The 16,836-nt window shown below is 58.3% G+C and carries 17 protein-coding genes, 1 tRNA gene and 1 pseudogene; 8 read left to right on the forward strand and 11 right to left on the reverse strand.

Annotation, left to right across the window (positions count from 1 at the left end; genetic code table 11):
- Window positions 1–461, forward strand: a pseudogene (locus JWR14_RS10325) (aliphatic sulfonate ABC transporter substrate-binding protein); the annotation flags it as partial.
- A gap of 109 nt (window positions 462–570) precedes the next feature.
- On the opposite strand, the gene JWR14_RS10330 reads toward JWR14_RS10325, so the two are convergent.
- From JWR14_RS10330 to JWR14_RS10340, 3 genes are all read right to left on the reverse strand, one after another.
- A tRNA-Arg gene (locus JWR14_RS10330) sits at window positions 571–647 on the reverse strand.
- Window positions 648–736: 89 nt separating this feature from the next.
- Window positions 737–1,567, reverse strand: a complete 831-nt coding sequence (locus tag JWR14_RS10335; RefSeq protein ID WP_299705451.1) for an undecaprenyl-diphosphate phosphatase — start codon at window positions 1,565–1,567, stop codon at window positions 737–739.
- Between the two features lie 225 nt (window positions 1,568–1,792).
- Window positions 1,793–2,119, reverse strand: coding sequence for a hypothetical protein (locus JWR14_RS10340; protein ID WP_299705455.1), 327 nt, complete (start codon window positions 2,117–2,119; stop codon window positions 1,793–1,795).
- Window positions 2,120–2,149: 30 nt separating this feature from the next.
- On the opposite strand from JWR14_RS10340, the gene JWR14_RS10345 reads away from it, so the two are divergent.
- From JWR14_RS10345 to JWR14_RS10355, 3 genes are all read left to right on the forward strand, one after another.
- Complete coding sequence (locus JWR14_RS10345; protein WP_299705457.1) at window positions 2,150–3,052, forward strand: aldose epimerase; 903 nt, start codon at window positions 2,150–2,152, stop codon at window positions 3,050–3,052.
- Window positions 3,053–3,215: 163 nt separating this feature from the next.
- Window positions 3,216–3,914 carry a peptidoglycan DD-metalloendopeptidase family protein gene (locus JWR14_RS10350; protein ID WP_299705460.1) on the forward strand — a complete coding sequence of 233 codons (699 nt, stop codon included), beginning with the start codon at window positions 3,216–3,218 and terminating at the stop codon, window positions 3,912–3,914.
- Between the two features lie 128 nt (window positions 3,915–4,042).
- Window positions 4,043–4,318: a hypothetical protein gene (locus tag JWR14_RS10355; RefSeq protein WP_299705495.1), complete on the forward strand. Its 276-nt coding sequence runs from the start codon at window positions 4,043–4,045 to the stop codon at window positions 4,316–4,318.
- Here JWR14_RS10355 and JWR14_RS10360 read toward each other — a convergent pair.
- The 4 genes from JWR14_RS10360 to JWR14_RS10375 all read right to left on the reverse strand — a co-directional run bounded on the left by JWR14_RS10360 (window position 4,281) and on the right by JWR14_RS10375 (window position 7,966).
- On the reverse strand, window positions 4,281–4,514 hold the full coding sequence (locus JWR14_RS10360) for a hypothetical protein (protein WP_299705463.1): 234 nt from the start codon (window positions 4,512–4,514) through the stop codon (window positions 4,281–4,283). The two genes, JWR14_RS10355 and JWR14_RS10360, sit on opposite strands and share 38 nt — an antisense overlap.
- A 418-nt stretch (window positions 4,515–4,932) precedes the next feature.
- Window positions 4,933–5,472 carry a Fur family transcriptional regulator gene (locus JWR14_RS10365; protein ID WP_299705466.1) on the reverse strand — a complete coding sequence of 180 codons (540 nt, stop codon included), beginning with the start codon at window positions 5,470–5,472 and terminating at the stop codon, window positions 4,933–4,935.
- A gap of 55 nt (window positions 5,473–5,527) precedes the next feature.
- Window positions 5,528–5,809: a hypothetical protein gene (locus JWR14_RS10370; protein ID WP_299705498.1), complete on the reverse strand. Its 282-nt coding sequence runs from the start codon at window positions 5,807–5,809 to the stop codon at window positions 5,528–5,530.
- 1,239 nt (window positions 5,810–7,048) lie between these two features.
- The gene (locus JWR14_RS10375) at window positions 7,049–7,966 is read right to left on the reverse strand and encodes a LysR family transcriptional regulator (RefSeq protein WP_299705469.1); all 918 of its coding nucleotides are present in this window, start codon (window positions 7,964–7,966) and stop codon (window positions 7,049–7,051) included.
- 131 nt (window positions 7,967–8,097) lie between these two features.
- Between JWR14_RS10375 and JWR14_RS10380 the strand changes: the two genes are divergently transcribed.
- The 4 genes from JWR14_RS10380 to JWR14_RS10395 are packed head-to-tail and all read left to right on the forward strand — an operon-like array spanning window position 8,098 to window position 12,436.
- Window positions 8,098–9,348: an amidohydrolase family protein gene (locus JWR14_RS10380; protein WP_299705472.1), complete on the forward strand. Its 1,251-nt coding sequence runs from the start codon at window positions 8,098–8,100 to the stop codon at window positions 9,346–9,348.
- A 24-nt stretch (window positions 9,349–9,372) separates the two neighbouring features.
- Window positions 9,373–10,515, forward strand: coding sequence for a porin (locus JWR14_RS10385; protein ID WP_299705475.1), 1,143 nt, complete (start codon window positions 9,373–9,375; stop codon window positions 10,513–10,515).
- 44 nt (window positions 10,516–10,559) lie between these two features.
- A complete protein-coding gene (locus tag JWR14_RS10390) occupies window positions 10,560–11,936 on the forward strand; it encodes an MFS transporter (protein WP_299705478.1) in 1,377 nt (458 codons plus the stop codon).
- On the forward strand, window positions 11,933–12,436 hold the full coding sequence (locus tag JWR14_RS10395; RefSeq protein WP_299705481.1) for a GAF domain-containing protein: 504 nt from the start codon (window positions 11,933–11,935) through the stop codon (window positions 12,434–12,436). The genes JWR14_RS10390 and JWR14_RS10395 overlap by 4 nt, the downstream gene beginning before the upstream one ends.
- Window positions 12,437–12,679: 243 nt before the next feature.
- Here JWR14_RS10395 and JWR14_RS10400 read toward each other — a convergent pair whose 3' ends face one another.
- From JWR14_RS10400 to JWR14_RS10415, 4 genes are all read right to left on the reverse strand, one after another.
- Window positions 12,680–13,711, reverse strand: coding sequence for a Type 1 glutamine amidotransferase-like domain-containing protein (locus tag JWR14_RS10400; protein WP_299705484.1), 1,032 nt, complete (start codon window positions 13,709–13,711; stop codon window positions 12,680–12,682).
- A gap of 218 nt (window positions 13,712–13,929) precedes the next feature.
- Window positions 13,930–15,756 (reverse strand): type VI secretion system baseplate subunit TssF, encoded by a 1,827-nt coding sequence (gene tssF, locus JWR14_RS10405; RefSeq protein WP_299705487.1) that lies wholly within the window; start codon window positions 15,754–15,756, stop codon window positions 13,930–13,932.
- A gap of 54 nt (window positions 15,757–15,810) precedes the next feature.
- Window positions 15,811–16,590, reverse strand: a complete 780-nt coding sequence (locus JWR14_RS10410) for a hypothetical protein (RefSeq protein ID WP_299705490.1) — start codon at window positions 16,588–16,590, stop codon at window positions 15,811–15,813.
- Window positions 16,591–16,599: 9 nt separating this feature from the next.
- A partial coding sequence (locus JWR14_RS10415) for a hypothetical protein (RefSeq protein ID WP_299705492.1) occupies window positions 16,600–16,836 on the reverse strand: 237 nt, incomplete at its 5' end.

Genomic DNA, 16,836 nt, shown 5'->3' on the forward strand with positions numbered 1-16,836 from the left:
CCGCAGACGCACGCGCGGCTTTCGAAAACGGCGATGTCGATGCGTGGATCGTCTGGGACCCGTACTATGCCGCCGCGCAGAAAGCGTTGACCGTGCGCACGCTCGCGGACTACACCGGGTTGCCGAAGCCGTTCAATTTCTACGAAGCTACGCGCAGTTTCGCCACACAAAATCCACAGGCAGTGCATGCCGTGATCAATCAGTTGCGGACAACCGGTGCGTGGGTCACACAGCATCCCGCGGACACGGCGGCGTTGCTGGCGCCGAAAATCGGACTTGATGAGGCGCTTGTGGAAACGTGGATACGCCGGGTGCCGTATGGCGCGACGCCGATCGACGAGAAGATTGTCACGACCCAACAGAGCGTGGCGGACACGTTTTATCGCGTGAAGCTGATTCCGAAGGCGGTGACGGTGAAGGACAACGTGTGGCAGGACCAGAACGCGCTGACTGCGCGCTAGGCGAAATGCCTTTTGAAGCGGTGGCGTGATCATGTGAGCACGCCCCGCCAAAGATGACGCGATACTGCGGTTTCGCCCGCCCGAGGTGTTGAGACGAACCCAGAGGTTCTGGTACGGCAGGAGGGACTCGAACCCCCGCCCCTCGGCTTAGAAGGCCGATGCTCTATCCAGCTGAGCTACTGCCGCAATGCAGATGATCCGGGATTTTACCTCATCGAAAGGATGCGAGGCCTCATTCCGAGACCTCGCCCGCTTCAATGCGCTTTAAAAGCCCTTCAAACCGGTTGCGGATGGAGCATGAACCAGCCAAGACAGAACGCGCCCGCGACCACGCAATACAGGCCGAAAGCCGCCAGCCGGCCGCGGCCTTCGAAGTAACGCATCAGGAAACGCACGCTCAAATACGCCGCGATTCCCGTCAACACGCCGCCGAGCACGGCGTCGAAGAGTTGATCCGGTGCGTGGAACAGCTTCGGCAATTCAAGCACGCCAGCCGCGAAGATGATCGGCGTACCCAGCAGGAACGAGAACTCCGCTGCTTTCTCCGAACTCATCCCGGCGCCGACGCCCGCGATAATCGTCAGCCCGCTGCGCGAAAATCCGGGAATCAGCGCGCCAATCTGCGCAAGGCCAACCAGGAACGCCTGCTTGAACGTGAGGTCTTCAGGCGCGCGCTCGGCGCGCGCACGCGTCAGCCGGTCGCCGAGCCACAACAGCACGCCGTTCACCATCAACGCGGCCGCCACGATCCGCAGATCGTGGAACAGCGCCTCAAGTCGCTTTTCAAGCACCAGCCCGACGATGCCCGTCGGAATCGTGCCAATGATCAGCGCCCACATCATGTGACCATCCGCGTTTTGGCGGCCGCGCAGCGATCCGACAAACCCCTTGATCAGCGCAATCCAGCGCTTGCGGAAGTACCACAGCAGCGCGAGCGCCGTACCCAGGTGCAACGCGACCAGGAACGGCAACAATTGCGGCGCGTGTTTATCGATGTGCATCCCAATCAGGCCGGGCACCAGGAGCGTATGTCCAAGACTGCTGACCGGGAACAATTCAGTCACACCCTGGAGTACGCTCAGAAAAATCAGAAACCACAAAGTCACGCGTCGATCCTCTTTCGTAATTGGCGACAGGCACATAGCCGCGGCGGTGCAGCAAAGCCCCAAGCAAACCGGGCCGATTATGCCGCTCACCAAAAGCAGCGCCAAGCCTTTGCGTAGTGCCTTTTGTTATCGAAAGCAAATCGTTTGGATAAACAAATACATTAGTAATAATAAAAAAAGCCCGTTGTAATAACGGGCTTTTTGTTTGACTGCTTCACATCCGCGTCACGGCCGCAGCTTGTATAGAAACAGCAGCGTACCGGCGCCGAACGTGCCAAAAATGAACACTCCAAACATCATCGCCAGATCCATATCATCCTCGTCGTTCGGCAGGGGCCACTTGATCGGTGCGAGATCGTCAAGGTCGAAAAATGTTTCATCCGTGTTACATCGTGCTTGCATTATCAAGGCAATGAAACCGGCTGTGTCAGTCGCAATTTCCCCAAAAGGGTTTCCCCGTAGAATTGAGCCGCCCGTTGCAGCAGACCGTTTGTTCGTTGCGCGTTCGACCACTGGTTCGTCCACGCAGTTTGCCCACCGCAGTTTGTCCATTAATGTCCATTAATCAAGGAGACAACCGACATGTCATCCCAGCCTGAAGACATCCTGGAAATCACGTTCGATGACGCCGCTCTCGAACTCGCGCCGCGCGCGGGCGGACGGCTGATGACGTGGCGCGTCGGCGGCGAGCCCGTCATCTTCTGGCCAGCCGCGCCGGACTGGTCCAACTTCGTCAAGATTCGCGGCGGCAATCCGTTATTGTTTCCGTTTCTCGGCCGTCATTTCGTCGATGGCGAGATCGGCAAGTGGCGCGATCCGGAAGGCGTCGTGCACGAACTCCCCATGCACGGTTTCGCGCGTAACCTGCCGTTCGAACATCGCAAAGACGCAGACGGCCACGGTGTGCGAATGACGCTCGTGGACAATGATTTCACGCGCCAGGGTTATCCGTTCGCGTTTCGTTTCGAGGCGGCATACAGATTGGTCGACGCTGTGACGCTCGATGTCGAACTCACCACGTCGAATCCCGGCGAAGTACCGCTGCCCTACTACGCGGGTCATCATTTCTACTTCGTCCTGCCGCACGACCAGCGCGGCATCAGCAGCCTCGAATTGCCGCGGACGGAAACTTGCCGGCAACTCGACGATGGCACGATCACTGACTCGCAAGCAGGCGCGGCGCGCTACGCACTGGACGATGCGAACATCCTGGACCGTTTCCATTGTTTTACCGGTCCTTCCGATCACCCGGTTCGCCTTGTCACACCGGGTTTGAAGCGCGCGGTGAATTTCGACCTGCAACGCCCCGACTCGGTACCCTGGTATTCCGTGACGACCTGGACCGAAGCGCCCACATCGGATTTCTACTGCGTCGAGCCATGGGTCGGACTTCCCGACGCCATTCACAACGGCCGCGGACTGCGTTGGCTCGCGCCAGGAAAGACCGAAACGGCGGCACTGCGGCTGACCATTTCGCCGGCTTGAAGAGGAAGAGAAGCAGGACACAGCGTGGCAACTCGCGGGCCGCGTGGGCCGCTTCTGAGGGCAGCGACGCCGGGACGGTAAAATCGGACATTTCGCCGATACGCGTCCTGGTTTGTTTGCCGCAGCGTTTTCGGTTTGTGCGGCGCTTTACGAGGTTTTGGGTTTGCTAAAAATAATTCGACGGCTGACCTGCGTGTCATTGGTCGCAGTGCTCGCCGCGTGCGGCTCCGCGCCGGTCGGACCAGGGTTTTATCGTGTTGAACGGGGCGACACAGTGTCGAAGGTGGCGCGGGCGAACCGGACATCGGTCTCGAACATCGCGCGCTGGAACAACCTCACCGACCCGAATGCTATCGAGGTCGGTCAGGTGCTGCGCGTGGCGCCGCCAGCGGGAAGCGTGACACCGGCCGGGTCTTCAGCCCCACCGGCCCGCGCAAGCAGCGCCGAACCATCGGACTCGTCGCCATCGTCATCCGCATTGGTCACGCCGGCCAGCAGCATTTCGCTCATCTGGCCGACGCAAGGCAGCGTGATTCGCGGTTTCGATGGCAAGAGTTCGAAGGGTATCGACATTGCCGGCACGCCCGGGATGCAAATCGTGGCGGCCGCCGCGGGAACGGTCGTCTATGCGGGGAACGGGCTGCGCGGTTACGGCAACCTGCTGATCGTGAAACACAGCGCCGACTACCTGACCGCCTACGCGCATAACCGCGCGCTGCTCGTGAAGGAGGGCCAGAGCATCACGCAGGGTCAGCCCATAGCGGAAATGGGCGACACCGACACGAATCGCGTGATGTTGCATTTTGAATTGCGCTACAAAGGCAGTTCGATCGATCCATCGCGCTATCTGCCGGCACGCTAACGCGCCGCTCAAATGATCACAGGCACGCTCAACGAACACGGGCGTGCTTAATTAAACACAGGGAAGAATCAATGAAATTACAAGTTTGCGCCACGACGCTTGGAAAAGTAGCCGCGACGGTTGCGGTGATGGCGGCTGCGCTGACGCTCGCTGGCTGCGCCGACTCGGCGAAGAGGACCTATCTGCCGTCCGGCGACACCGGCTTTGCGATTAATTGCAGCGGTGGCGACGCGAGTACAAGCTGGGGCGAATGCTACAAGAAGGCGGGCGAAATATGCGGTTCGTACGGCTACGACGTGGTGTCGAAGGATGTCGACAACGGGGCGACGTCAGGCGGAACGGTGGCCGGGATTTTCGGCGCGAACGTCAAGAACCGGTCGATGGTGATTCGCTGCAAGCAATAGCGCCTGCGTGTTTCTTGATTGAGCGGCCAACGCGCGCAACGTGTTCACCCACCGCCTGGTTTGCTCGCGGACCCAGCGAACCGAGCATTTGCGCGCCGCGCCACCGACCGGACAACGGGTCGATATGCGAGGCGAACACGACCAGCGAACCCAGCGCGATTGGGCAAATGGCGAGGAAAATCCAGAACGAGGTCATGATCGGGAATCGATTTCAGGAATTGGGATCATACCTTTGCGGCAAGAAGTTCGCACAATACGCTTGCATGGGTGCGTTTCTGTCGTAGTAATTACGTGTCGCGGCCTTCGTTGACCAGACAGGCTTGACCTCTGGAAACGCCCTGTGCACATTGGGTTACGCGTTGATACAAGTGATCACAATCAGCCCGATTGGTGCACTCTAGAATACGTTCAGCCCGCGATTTTCTGCGCGAACGGCCTTCGCGGGTCAGAAGCCTCGGTGTGCCCGCATCGGGGCTTCGCTTCGATTTCGCTTCATTTGAGCCGCGAGTTTGGGAGAGCGGCGTTCGAAGCCATCCAGAGATAAAAAGCCGTTTCCAACTGACGTCGGAAACGGCTTTCTTCTGCGCGAAGCTTTTACACGTCGCGTGCGAAAATCAATGCGACGCGTGATTGTGATCGTGGTCGTGCTGATGCGCGCTGGGGTCTTCAGCGGCCTGACATGCCGGACAAATACCCTTTAACTCGATGTCGTCGCCGGCCAGCCGATACCCGCTCGCCTCAACCTGCGACATCAGGCTCTGGCGCAACTGTTTTTGCTGCTGCAACTCGGTCACGCGGCCACATTGCTGGCAAACGATCAGCACGCCATGTTGGCAATGCGTGAGATCGTGGCAAACGGTGAACGCGTTGATCGACTCGATCCGATGAATCAGCCCCGCTGAGAGCAGGAAATCCAGCGCCCGATACACCGTGGGAGGCGACGCGTTCGGATGCATCGCGCGCATTTCGTCGAGCAGCGTATAGGCCTTGGTCGCGCGGCCCGAAGCCAGCAGCAATTCGAGCACAGTGCGGCGAATAGGCGTGAGTTTCTGACCCCGCTCGCGACAATAATCGTCGGCCATCGTGATCGCCGCCTGAAGCGCGTCGGCGGACGAGTGGGCGTGAGACGGGGTGTCGTTGGCGGGCGTGTTCATAGGCGGATTATACGCTGCGGCATGAGGGCCAAGTTCGCGGCGCGCGGCGACAGTTTTATTGCGGCTGCTCGGGCTTGGCCGGCGCGATGATCATGACTGGCGGCGTTGTATCGGTGGGCACGCCTTTGTAATCGGGTGGATCTTGCGGCGGCGTGTGGTGCGGCACGGTCGCGTCGGCACAGGCGGACAGAAGCAGTGAGCAGAGTAGCAAAGTAGCGAAACGCGGCATGGACGGCCCGGAAATAAAGTTCAGGTACAAATACGAAGGGTGAACGCAGAAGATTAAACGATATCGGGAATTTGCGAGGGAACGGAAACGCTCGGCGGCTGTGGTCATTGCAAACTTCGAAGCAGCGCCAGAAAAGGCAAAGGGGTCGCGAGTTAAACTCGTGACCCCTTCATTTGAAACGTGGTCGGAGCGAAAGGATTCGAACCTTCGACCCTCTGATCCCAAAGTGGTTTTCTCGCAATCCATTGAAATCCAACGTCGTCCATAATCCCTTACCGAATAAGACTTTGTCCGATATTTATAACCGACACCGTCCAGTAAAGTACACTGAAATCCGAAATTTAGACGGTAACAAGACGGTAACGGAATGAGACGAATGAAAAAGCTTACAGTGAAAGGACTTGAAAGCCTCAAGCGTGAGGACAAGGCATACTTTGTCGCCGTCAGCGAAGGACTTCGACTGAGAATCGCAGTCGATGGGGAAAAGACGTGGCATAGTCAGCGTACGGGCTGCATAACGTCCCGAACAGGCACTGCCCGAAGCAGGGAAAATCACTGGCTGGTTTGCCGCACAAAGGCGCGCCAAAAACAGCTGCGGAAATCGTGGTTTGAGGCATCCGTTACCGCAATACCCCCACCCAATCTCGAGTCGTTTAGGTGCATCTTTTGGCAGCCAAACTACAGAGTTTGAGCCAGAAGATTGCGCCGAAAACGTTATCTTGAGTGAATCCTAGCACGAAATTTCATCTGCGCAGCCGGTCGAGCTAACCAAAAAACAAACCGCCCGGCAGAAAAATGTCGCAAAAACATGACAATTTCCGGTCTGACGGACCGGCGCGGGCGGCGGAAAGCCGGTTTGACCGCCCGTCAACGGGGTAAATCGGCCCTCCACCGGCTCCAAACAGCCAGAGTGAGCGTGAGCCAGTTCCTTTAATGCGAACCCGCCAGACGGGCCGTCGTCAACCGATTCGAAAGCTAAATGTAATCTCATAGCTCTCACCGCTCGTCGGGACAGGACCGGTCTTCGGGAAAAGCTCGAAGGAACGTCAAGTCCGCTTGATCGATCGCATCGCCGTAGTAGTGGTGCAGTTACTAGACGTCGACGGCTCACATCTTACTCGCAAGCGATTGGCCGTAGTCGACCCGCAACAGCCAGTCAACTTTCTCGACAACGGACGTTCACGACCCGGGCTTTGCGACCTCGGGCATCCGTTAAATCTCTCTCCAGCACACTCACCCAGTCAGCGACGGGGTGGCAGCCGCGTCGCGTCGGAGCAGACCGCCCACGGCTCTTCCAACGCGGGCGATTGATCTATATCTTGTGCGCAGTTCTTAACCGAAGCGGGTTCACGCTTTGAATGCCAGCATGTTCGCGATCAGCAAGCGCTGGAGCTTCACGGCACCGACCGGCAGTTCGCGCCCACGCCGGCTGACTAGCTGCGCCTGCACCTTCTGCATGAGATCGTGCTTGATCGAGAGTGCCTCAAGAGCACCCCGTTCCACGTCGTCGTGAACCGCGAACGCGGGCAAAAGCGTCACCCCCATCCCCGCACGGACAAAACTCGTCAAGCCGATCAGATGATCCGTTTCCAGTACGACATTGAACTGGCGCTCCTCGCTCGCCTCGATTTGCTCAACGATCTTTCTCGTGCCGTACCCAGGGCGGGCGAGCGCGAACGGATAGGCAAAAAGATCGTCGACGTGCACAGCCTCGAGCCGGGTCAGCGGATGATTCCGCGGGACAATCGCGCACACCGGCTGCACGACCGAGACAATTTCCTTCAACCGCGCGGCATGCAGGTCGAGTCCCGGCCCATACGTCAGCCCGAGATGCACTTCGTCGTCCTCGAGCCAGTTGAGAATGTCGTTGACGCCGCCCAGCTTCAGCGTGATCGTCACGTTCGGATGACGCGCGTTGAATTCGCATAGCGCGTGGCGCATCAGGTCGTCGGTGAAACCCTGCACTGCCCCAAGCGCAATGTTGCCGTATTCCAGCCCATGAATGCCATCCAGCCTGGACACGAGCGCCTCTTCACGCGAGACGTGTTCACGGTAGTAGTCGATCAGGAGCAGCCCAGCTTCGGTCGGCTTCGCGCCACGCCGGTTGGTCTCCAGCAAGGGTGTACGAGCAGCTTTTTCGAGCAGCACGAGCTGGCGGCTTACTGCCGACGGCGCGACGTTCAGGAAATCCGCTGCGGCACGGATGCCGCCGAGGCGCACCGCTTCGAACAGATAGCGTAAGCGCCCGATCGTTAAACCGCTCATTTTCTCTCCCGAAAGTGGCTGCGCGCATTGCGCAGATGTTGCCCTAAAAGCAACGAAATAATAGATTGGATGTCGTTGTTGTCAAAAAAGCAGGTCCCCAGAATGGCTCCATCAAGTTCCCGGAGCCTTTCATGACACGTATCGTTTTTCGTAACGCCAACCTGTTCGACAGCCCGAGCGCCACATTGAAGCCGGGCGCGACCATCGTCGTCGAGGACGGCATGGTGGATGCGGTGTCATTCGGTCAACTCGATATCGGCGACGCCCAGGTGTTCGATCTCGCGGGGCGTGTGGTCCTGCCGGGCCTGATTGACGCGCACGTACACGTCACGGCCACCATTCCCGACTTCTTCAAGCTCTCGATGCTGCCGCAGTCGCTGATTACGGCGCAATCGAAAGACATCCTCGAGCAGATGCTCAAGCGCGGCTACACCACTGTGAGAGACGCGGGTGGTGCTGACTCCGGCCTCGTGCAGGCCATCGAGCTAGGCCACTTCGCCGGGCCGCGCCTTTTCATCGCAGGCCGCGCGTTGACGCAGACCGGTGGGCACGGCGACTCGCGTCCGGCATTCTTCAACGGCATGAGTTGCGCGTGCTGCGGCGCGGTGGGCTTGCTGGGCCACGTCGCCGATGGTGTTCCGGAAGTCCGGCGTGCGGTGCGTGAAGAGATCCGCAACGGAGCCACCCATATCAAGGTCATGGCGGGCGGCGGAATCTCCACACCGAACGACCCGCTCGACGGCACGCAATACTCGATCGAAGAGCTGACGGCGATCGTCGAGGAAGCTACTGCCGCCAAAACCTACGTGATGGCCCATGCCTATTCGCCCGAAGCGATTCAGCGAGCGGTGCGCTGCGGGGTGCGCTCGATCGAGCACGGCAACCTGATCGACATGGCGACCGCGCAATTCATGGCGGAACACGGTGCTTATCTCGTACCGACGCTCGCGACCTATGCGGCCATCGAACGGCATGGCAAACAACTCGGCTGGTCCGAAGCGATGCTTGAGAAAACGGATCGCGTGAAAAACCAGGGTATCGAGGCGCTGAAGATGGCCCATGCCGCCGGGGTGAAGATCGGGCTCGGCTCCGACCTGCTCGGCGAAATGCACGTCTCCCAGTACGACGAACTGACGATGCGCCAGGAGGCCATGAAGCCAGCCGACATCCTCAGGAGCGCCACCTGGATCAATGCCGAAATGATGAACCAGACGGGCCGTATCGGCGTGATTGCACGGGGCGCGCACGCAGATTTGATCGTGCTCGACGGCAACCCGCTCGACGACCTCTCGGTCTTCCAGGACAGCCGCAACCTGCTCGCCGTCATGAAAGCGGGCCAGTTCTATTCGAATCATCTGACACAAGCCTCGTTCACGGTGTGAACGAGAAACCTGGGGGAGAATGAAATGAAAATTAAAAAGTTTTGTTTGGGCGCACCTGTCCTGCTCGCGGCAAGCGTCAGCCACGCGCAGAGTTCGGTGACTCTCTTCGGCACACTGGACGACGGGATCACGTACACCAACAACCAAGGTGGCGGGCACAACATCCAGATGTCAAATGGCGGACGCGGCAGCAGCCGCTGGGGCTTTCGTGGCGTGGAAGATCTTGGCGACGGCATGACGACCACGTTCGTGCTCGAAGGCGGCTTCGACCCGAACACCGGGAAAATGGGCAACGGGTCGCGCGAGTTCGGACGTCAGGCGTATGTCGGACTGGACTCGCACTTCGGGTCTATCCGTCTCGGTCGCCAATACGACGTCGTGTCCGACAGCCTGATCGGACTGACCTCGGCAGCCAAGTTCGGCGGCGTCATGACCGCTCACGCCGGCGATGTCGACAATGTCTGGGGCGACTATTCGTTCAGCAACATGGTCAAGTACGTAAGCCCCAATTTCCGCGGCCTGCAAGGCAGCGCGATGTTGACGCTGGGCGGCGTCGCAGGCAATTTCTCGCAAGGTCGCGGAGAAGGTGCGAACCTGACCTACACCACGCCATCGTTCAAGGTCGCGCTGGCGGCGCTCAAGCTGAACAATCCGGCAACCTCCCTCTACGATGCAACGGCAACGCCGGTTGCGAATACGACCTTCACGAACCCCATCACCAATCCGATTTACAGCGGCTATGTTTCGGCACGGACCTATCAGGTGCTCGGTGCCGGCGCGAACTATGTATTCGGCGGCCTGTCTGTCGGCGCCGTCTACACGAACACGCAATACCAGGACGTGATCAAAACATCGAGCACGCCCTTCTCGGGAACCGCGCGTTTCAATAACGTCGACGCCAATTTTTCGTATCGATTCACGCCGTCCATCCTCGCCGGCGCGGCCTATGACTACACCCGAGGCGAAAGCGCCAATTACAGCCAGGTCAACATCGGGGCTGAATACGATTTGTCGAAACGCACGCTGTTTTATGCCATCGGTGCGTGGCAGCACGCGAGCGGCACCGATTCGACCGGCCATGCCGCCGTTGCCGCGCTGGCGTTCATCAGTCCGTCGAGCACATCGAACCAGCTGGCACTGCGCGTAGGAATTCGCCACAGCTTCTAAGCATCACGGCCCTGGAATTTTTTGTAGTTCATCGGAGAGACGTCGTGTCGTCCATATCATCAAGAATTGAAAGCTGGCCGTTTTCGAAGTTTCATCGACGCTTGTTGTTGATCGGTGGCCTCGGATATACCTTTGACGCCATGGATGCCGCCGTGCTCGCATTCATCCTGCCCGTCCTACGTTCGCAGTGGAGCCTGACGAGCGTACAGACGGGCGTGCTGGGCAGTGCGACCTATATTGGTTTTTTCTTCGGCGCGCTACTCGCCGGTGCACTCGGCGATCTGATTGGCCGGCGTCGCGTGATGATGGTTGCACTCGCGATCTACTCCTTGGCATCACTCGTCAGCGCAACAACTCATATTTGGCCGACGTTCCTCGTCGCTCGGATCTTTGCCGGTCTTGGCACCGGAGCAGAAAGCGCCATCATCGCGCCGTACCTAGCGGAGTTTGTGGCGCGGCGGTATCGCGGAACGTTCGTGGGGTCGCTTGCCGGGTTCTTTTCGTTCGGCTTCGTCGCGGCGGCCCTGCTGGGCTACCTGATCGTACCGGCTACGCCCGAAGGGTGGCGCATTCTGACGGTACTGACCGCGCTTCCGGTTGTGATGCTGTTGTGGTGGCGTCGCGTGCTGCCCGAGTCGCCACGATGGCTTGAGAGCCGGGGCCGCCATGACGAGGCGCGGGCTGCGGTGGACAAAATCGAGCGCGAGTTGCTGGCGACCGGTTACACGCTGGAAGCTGCCGGTCCCGACGTACAGATTGAAGCAAACCTGCAAGAAGCGCCTGCAAAAGGGTCGTTCATCGCCAACTTCAAGGCCTTGTGGGTCGGCAAGCAGGCGAAGGTAACCGCCATGACCTGGACGATGTGGCTCACGATCACCTTCAGCTACTACTCGTTTTTCACGTGGATTCCGGGCTTGCTGATGCAGCACGGCATGAGCATCACAAAGAGCTTCGCGTATTCTCTTGCGATTTATATAGCGCAGATTCCAGGCTATTTTTCGGCGGCCTGGCTCAACGAAAAGATCGGCCGGCAGGCCACGATCGCGTCCTACATGGTGCTTGGCGGAGTCGCTGCGTTGACCATGACCATGACGCGAACAAACGAAGCGATCATGGTCGCGGGCATCTGCCTTTCCTTCTTCATGAACGGGACCTATGCTGGGGTCTATGCCTATACGGCCGAGGTGTTCCCAACTGCCATTCGTACCACAGGCGTCGGGATCGCCTCCGCGGTGGGACGTATCGGCGCCATCATCTCCCCGATTCTAGTGGGTTATATTTTCCCGATACTTGGATTCGGGGGCGTATTTGGAGTGACGACGGCGGTGCTGCTAACCGGTGCAATTGCCGTCCTTGTGATGGGAATCCGGACCAAAGGACTCTCACTGGAAGCTATCGCGGTAAAGGAACTGGAAGCATGACCTCTGAACTACTGTCAACTCTCAACCAGGTGGCCGCATCACATGCGGATGGCAATCAACCGGAGGCCGTTTTCCGTGCAGTCGATCAAGCGTTGTTACGAACCGTCTCACACAAGTTATTCACGATATTGATGTACGACACGGCGATCACAGAATCGATCCGCGTCTACTCAAATCTTTCCAACGACTACCCACCCGGTGGACGAAAGAAAATCATCTCCCAACGCTGGGCCGATCACGTGATTCGTCGGGGTCTGCCGTTCGTCGGCAATACGGCGAAGGATCTCAAAGAGGTCTTTTCCGACCATGCGCTGATTCAATCGCTAGGATGCGAAAGCGTGCTCAATATGCCGGTTCGCTGGAACGGCCGGACCGTCGGAACGTTGAATCTACTTCACGATGAGGGCTGGTACAGGGACGCCGATCTGTCAAGCATCGCGTCCTTTGCGCAACTTACACTGCCCGGATTGCTTCAACTGGAACTAGCAGGCGGAAATTAGCAGATGCGGATGTTCATCGGAGCTTCGGACATCCGGAGGCTCCGTTTCGAACCGACTGACACCCGAGCTACGGGTTAGGGATTTTTTGCTCTTCCACGATGTGGGTGCGTAACGATCGTCAATGTCATCGAATTGCAATAGGTGTTACTTCGCAGCGTCGATTGTTAACGATTCTGCCCGCTGGCCCGAATGACTCAAAGTGGCCGAACAAGGACGAATGCCGACATTCGATTCAACCATTCTTTACAGATCTTCATTTCCGGCGATCTTCAGCGCTGAGACATCGCTTCCATTTTGGCGTAGCGTCAGAGAGGCCACCCTCCCGCTGAAGTCTTCCTGAAAAGTGACACGAGCGTCAATGAATTCGCAGAAGAAATCACGCTCATTCTCCGCATGCATTTCGAATTTGTCTTGCCCTATCAGTTCGGCAAACAAGCAATTGCCCTCCATGGAGATCGTCAGAACGTCAGGGCTCATCAATCGATACCGGCCAACATACGTCTGCAAAACTGCTGGGGGGACGCTCGTTGTCAACAGCTGCGATCGACTTTTTGGCACTGCTAGCCGTGCGTATGCCAAAGGCTGCTCAGTCACATATCCGTCAATGCATTCTATTTGATATGCCGTGGCGTCTGGTTTCCAGGACAGGACCGCTTCGATCGTTTGTCCCGCATACAACACGGCGGCGAAATCATCTATCGCGACCATCGACGAGAAGCCGCTTCCCTTGAACCGTTCGAGGAGGTTTGTCCGAATCTGTCGTGTCTCTCCAGCATGGTAGTGAACTTCACAGCCGCCCTCCAGAAAACCAAGAAACCGGTCTGCCTGAGCGCCAGCGAGAGCTGAATCGGGTGCTCCGTGATCGAACCAGCAAATAGCTCCAGCGCTCATTCCGGTAAGTAACACACCTCCCTGCCACGCCTCACGGAGAACTGCGTCGAGTCCCCATTCCTTCCACACGCCGATGGCGGATTTCGCGTCGCCTCCACAGACGAAAATTGCATCTTGCTGAAGCAAACGTGTCCTGTAGTTTGTACGTGATATCGGATTGGGTCCGAATTGATTGAAGAAGGCAAGGTTGGAAGTTTCGCAACCAAGCGCCCCATAGACATCGTGAAAATCGCGCACAAGTCGCGGATGATCGCCGCTTGGCGTCGCTATTAAGCAGACCTGCGGGCGCTCTTTTCCTGTGAGTTCGCAGATATATGTATCGATCGGCGATCCTCTCTCACCCATTGAAAATCCACCGCCGCCTATCGCGAGAATCCGTTGCATCATCCCTCCAAGAAAGACGTACTCCGTTTCATGAAACGAATTTCCGGCTTCGACCCACTATTGCGCGTGCGAGAGTTTCTGCAACCCAAAAACGCTAACCCTTGATCCAAACAACATGCCGCCGCCCAGTCGAAGGAGGCGACTCAGATGCTCATGCTCTGCCATGTTTGCTTCATACGGGGTTGGACGGTTACATCGCCGTGGGTCCGTACAGCTCGTCAAAGGATCGCAGTGGTCCCCTGCCTCGCATCGCAGCGAATGACCTCGGAACCTGTACCGCTCGACAGTAGGACCAGTTGAACAAAGCTATTCAGATGCGCATAAGGGGCGAAGAACCGATCCATCACGCCAACGAAGGTGCTGAGGCTGGTATCGACAAACGCCGTTTCGTCGATCGTCAGTAGTACCTCAATGCCACGCACAAATGTCGGCAGCGGTTTGATCGGCATCCATTTCATGCATGGACGATGTTCCAGTCCGACAATGCTATCGATGAGTCGTGAAATCGATGGCGACCGCGAATGCGAATGCTGGTGTAGCAAAGCTCTGAGGCCGGACGGTCTTAACGAAAGCGGGTTCGGCGTGAACTGGGCGAGAAGACTCCATAGTGCACTGCTGCCACGCGGCAGCCTCACGCTTTCGGTGGGCGCCCGCAACATTGAAATCGCGCAGGCAAATGACGCGTCCTCGTTCAGCAAATCTCCACCTGGCGTGCCGAACGGCATCGTTGGCGGCAAGTCGCGATTAGTGCAGGTCACTTCAATACTTAACTGCTCGGTTTCCAGAGAGATCGGGTTCTCGTCAATCCCTACGAGCGAAATCTCAGTTTCATAACCGGGACGCTGCTGGGCGATCCATGGGTCGCGGCGAGCAACCCAGTATGTGCCAGATGATTGCGCCGATCCGTCGTGCCGCAGCGAGCGATACGGCGGGATTTCGGTCACCGTTTTACCCGTCGCTTTCTGCTCCGCAACGTAGACGGAATCGATTGAATAGACTTCAGTGTTAGAGACGCGCAGTGCCTGCGGCACAACCGGATATGAAGTCGCGGTGCTCGTGATGTGAACCGGTTGCGCCTCACGTTTGTACAGGTTGATGACCGGCGTACAGAAGAGCTTCAGATTGTCTGCGCTCAGCGCCTCCATTGCGCGCGCCACGGGCGAGTCGTTCGGCACGTTCCCAATTGCGAGATGCAGCGTCAGCTTCCTGCATGAGCCAGCGCTACGCATGAGGCGTGCAAAATCGACATCGACAAACTGGAACTTGTCCGGAAACGCGAAAAATTCCATTAGTAGCCGGAAGGCGGATGCGGCGTCCGATGGTTCGCCAAGCAGTGTGTCGCGATCATCGAAACCGACGGGTTTGAGCGGGACCTGCATGAGAGGCTTCCACCGGCCACAACCATCGGCCTCGACAAAGGCAGCTGACGTTCGCATTAGAAGCGTATCGGTCAACGCGGATACGAACGGCGGCTGGCCCGCGAGATGTATGCGGAGTGCCTCAGGAGGCGTCGTCGAACCAAAGCCTCCGGTTTCCGTTGCCGGTTCAAACGTAATCGAGATCAATCCGGTGGTGTTGGCTGGAAGCTGGACGCTCGCTGGTGCCATCGCCGTCGCAGAGTACCGGGCCGCCGTCAGACGCAGTGGCAGGACCGTCACGTCGTAGACCGTGCGAAACCGGCATTCGCCGATACGTGCTTCCAGCGCCGCTCCACGCCCGACGATGGCGGCTTCGGTTAGTTGGCTTGCACGCGTATCTGCTGTGAACTGAGCAATCGAACATGACGGAATCGCCCGCAGATATTGCGGAAACAGGACCTCTAGCAGCGCCTCGGTAAACTCGGGATAGCCGTCCTCTATTTTTGCGCTGATCCTGGCACCCAGAAGCGCGGAGGACTGCAGCATTCGCTCAACGTGCGGGTCCTCCGAGCGGCCGCCAGACATAGCAAGCCCAGCCGCAATTTTCGGATTCCGTTCGGCGAACTCGCGCGCATATTGCCGGAGCAATGATAGTTCTCGCTCGTAGAAAGGGAGTAGTTCTTCCATTCCGATTGTCGTCGTTGTACGTCATTTCGCTTGCGGATTTGCTCGGTCGCCGTACTACCGTGCCGGAGGCACCACTTGCCGCAGCCTGGGATTGATGAGCCGGGCGACGCTCAACTTCGCACGCTCATGTTGCAATGCCTCGACATCGTCGAACACAAATCGGGTCCGCTGTCGTTTCTCGACGCGCTTCACTTCGTGGACGCCCACGAAATACATCATCACGAAGGGCAGCACCGCGAAGGGTGACACCAGGATAGCGGCCTCAACGGCACACTGAAAAAGCGCTTTCCCTTGGGCGCCGAACACAGCGCCGACGACTGTCATCGCGACCACGCCTGCTGCCGCACCAAGCGGCGCAAGCAGCGATGGCGATTTGCTTTGTTTCGAATGGGAACTTCCCCGCGCACGAATGAACCGCACCACCCTCACGCCTTCGATAGCGAGCGTGGGGCTGCGCAGCGAGTCCAGGAAGTCGTTCCAGTTCCGCCCTCGCTCCCGGACGAAAAAAATGAAATACGCCGTGATTAGCGCGGCGAAATATCCGCTCGTCAGCATGAGCATCGCTCGCGACGTAAAGCCGAGTGTATCTGCAAGCAGTGCGCACACGGTTGCCGCGAAGAGGCAGAAATTGAGCCGCATAAGGATGCTCATTCCCTGATGATAGGCCGTGTACCCGGTCGCAAAAAAAGCCGCAAACACGGCATACACGAGCGCGGCGACAAGCATCGCAGGCAGCGCCCAGATCAGAACCGGAAAACTGGCCACCGCCAGCGCGCCGAACAACACATTGAACGCGAACATGCCGAGCGGCAGCTTGATAATATTTTTTTCCATGCACCCAGCCTACCAGTGATGCGAACCGGCGAATCGATCCCAGGTGTCGCCGATGCTTTTGCCGTAATAGTGATTCACGGCGACCTGCACGATGAGCCCGACGCCAAATCCGACCGCAATCACAGCCAGAACCGGTACCTCGAACGGCAAGGCGACAACGACTGCCGGTAGCATCGCACCCGCCCCCCAACCCGCCAGCCATCCGGCGGCATTCGCGGGCTGGCTATGCGCTTCCAGACTGGCGAA

The organism is Caballeronia sp. (assembly GCF_028292365.1).
Classification (GTDB): domain Bacteria; phylum Pseudomonadota; class Gammaproteobacteria; order Burkholderiales; family Burkholderiaceae; genus Caballeronia.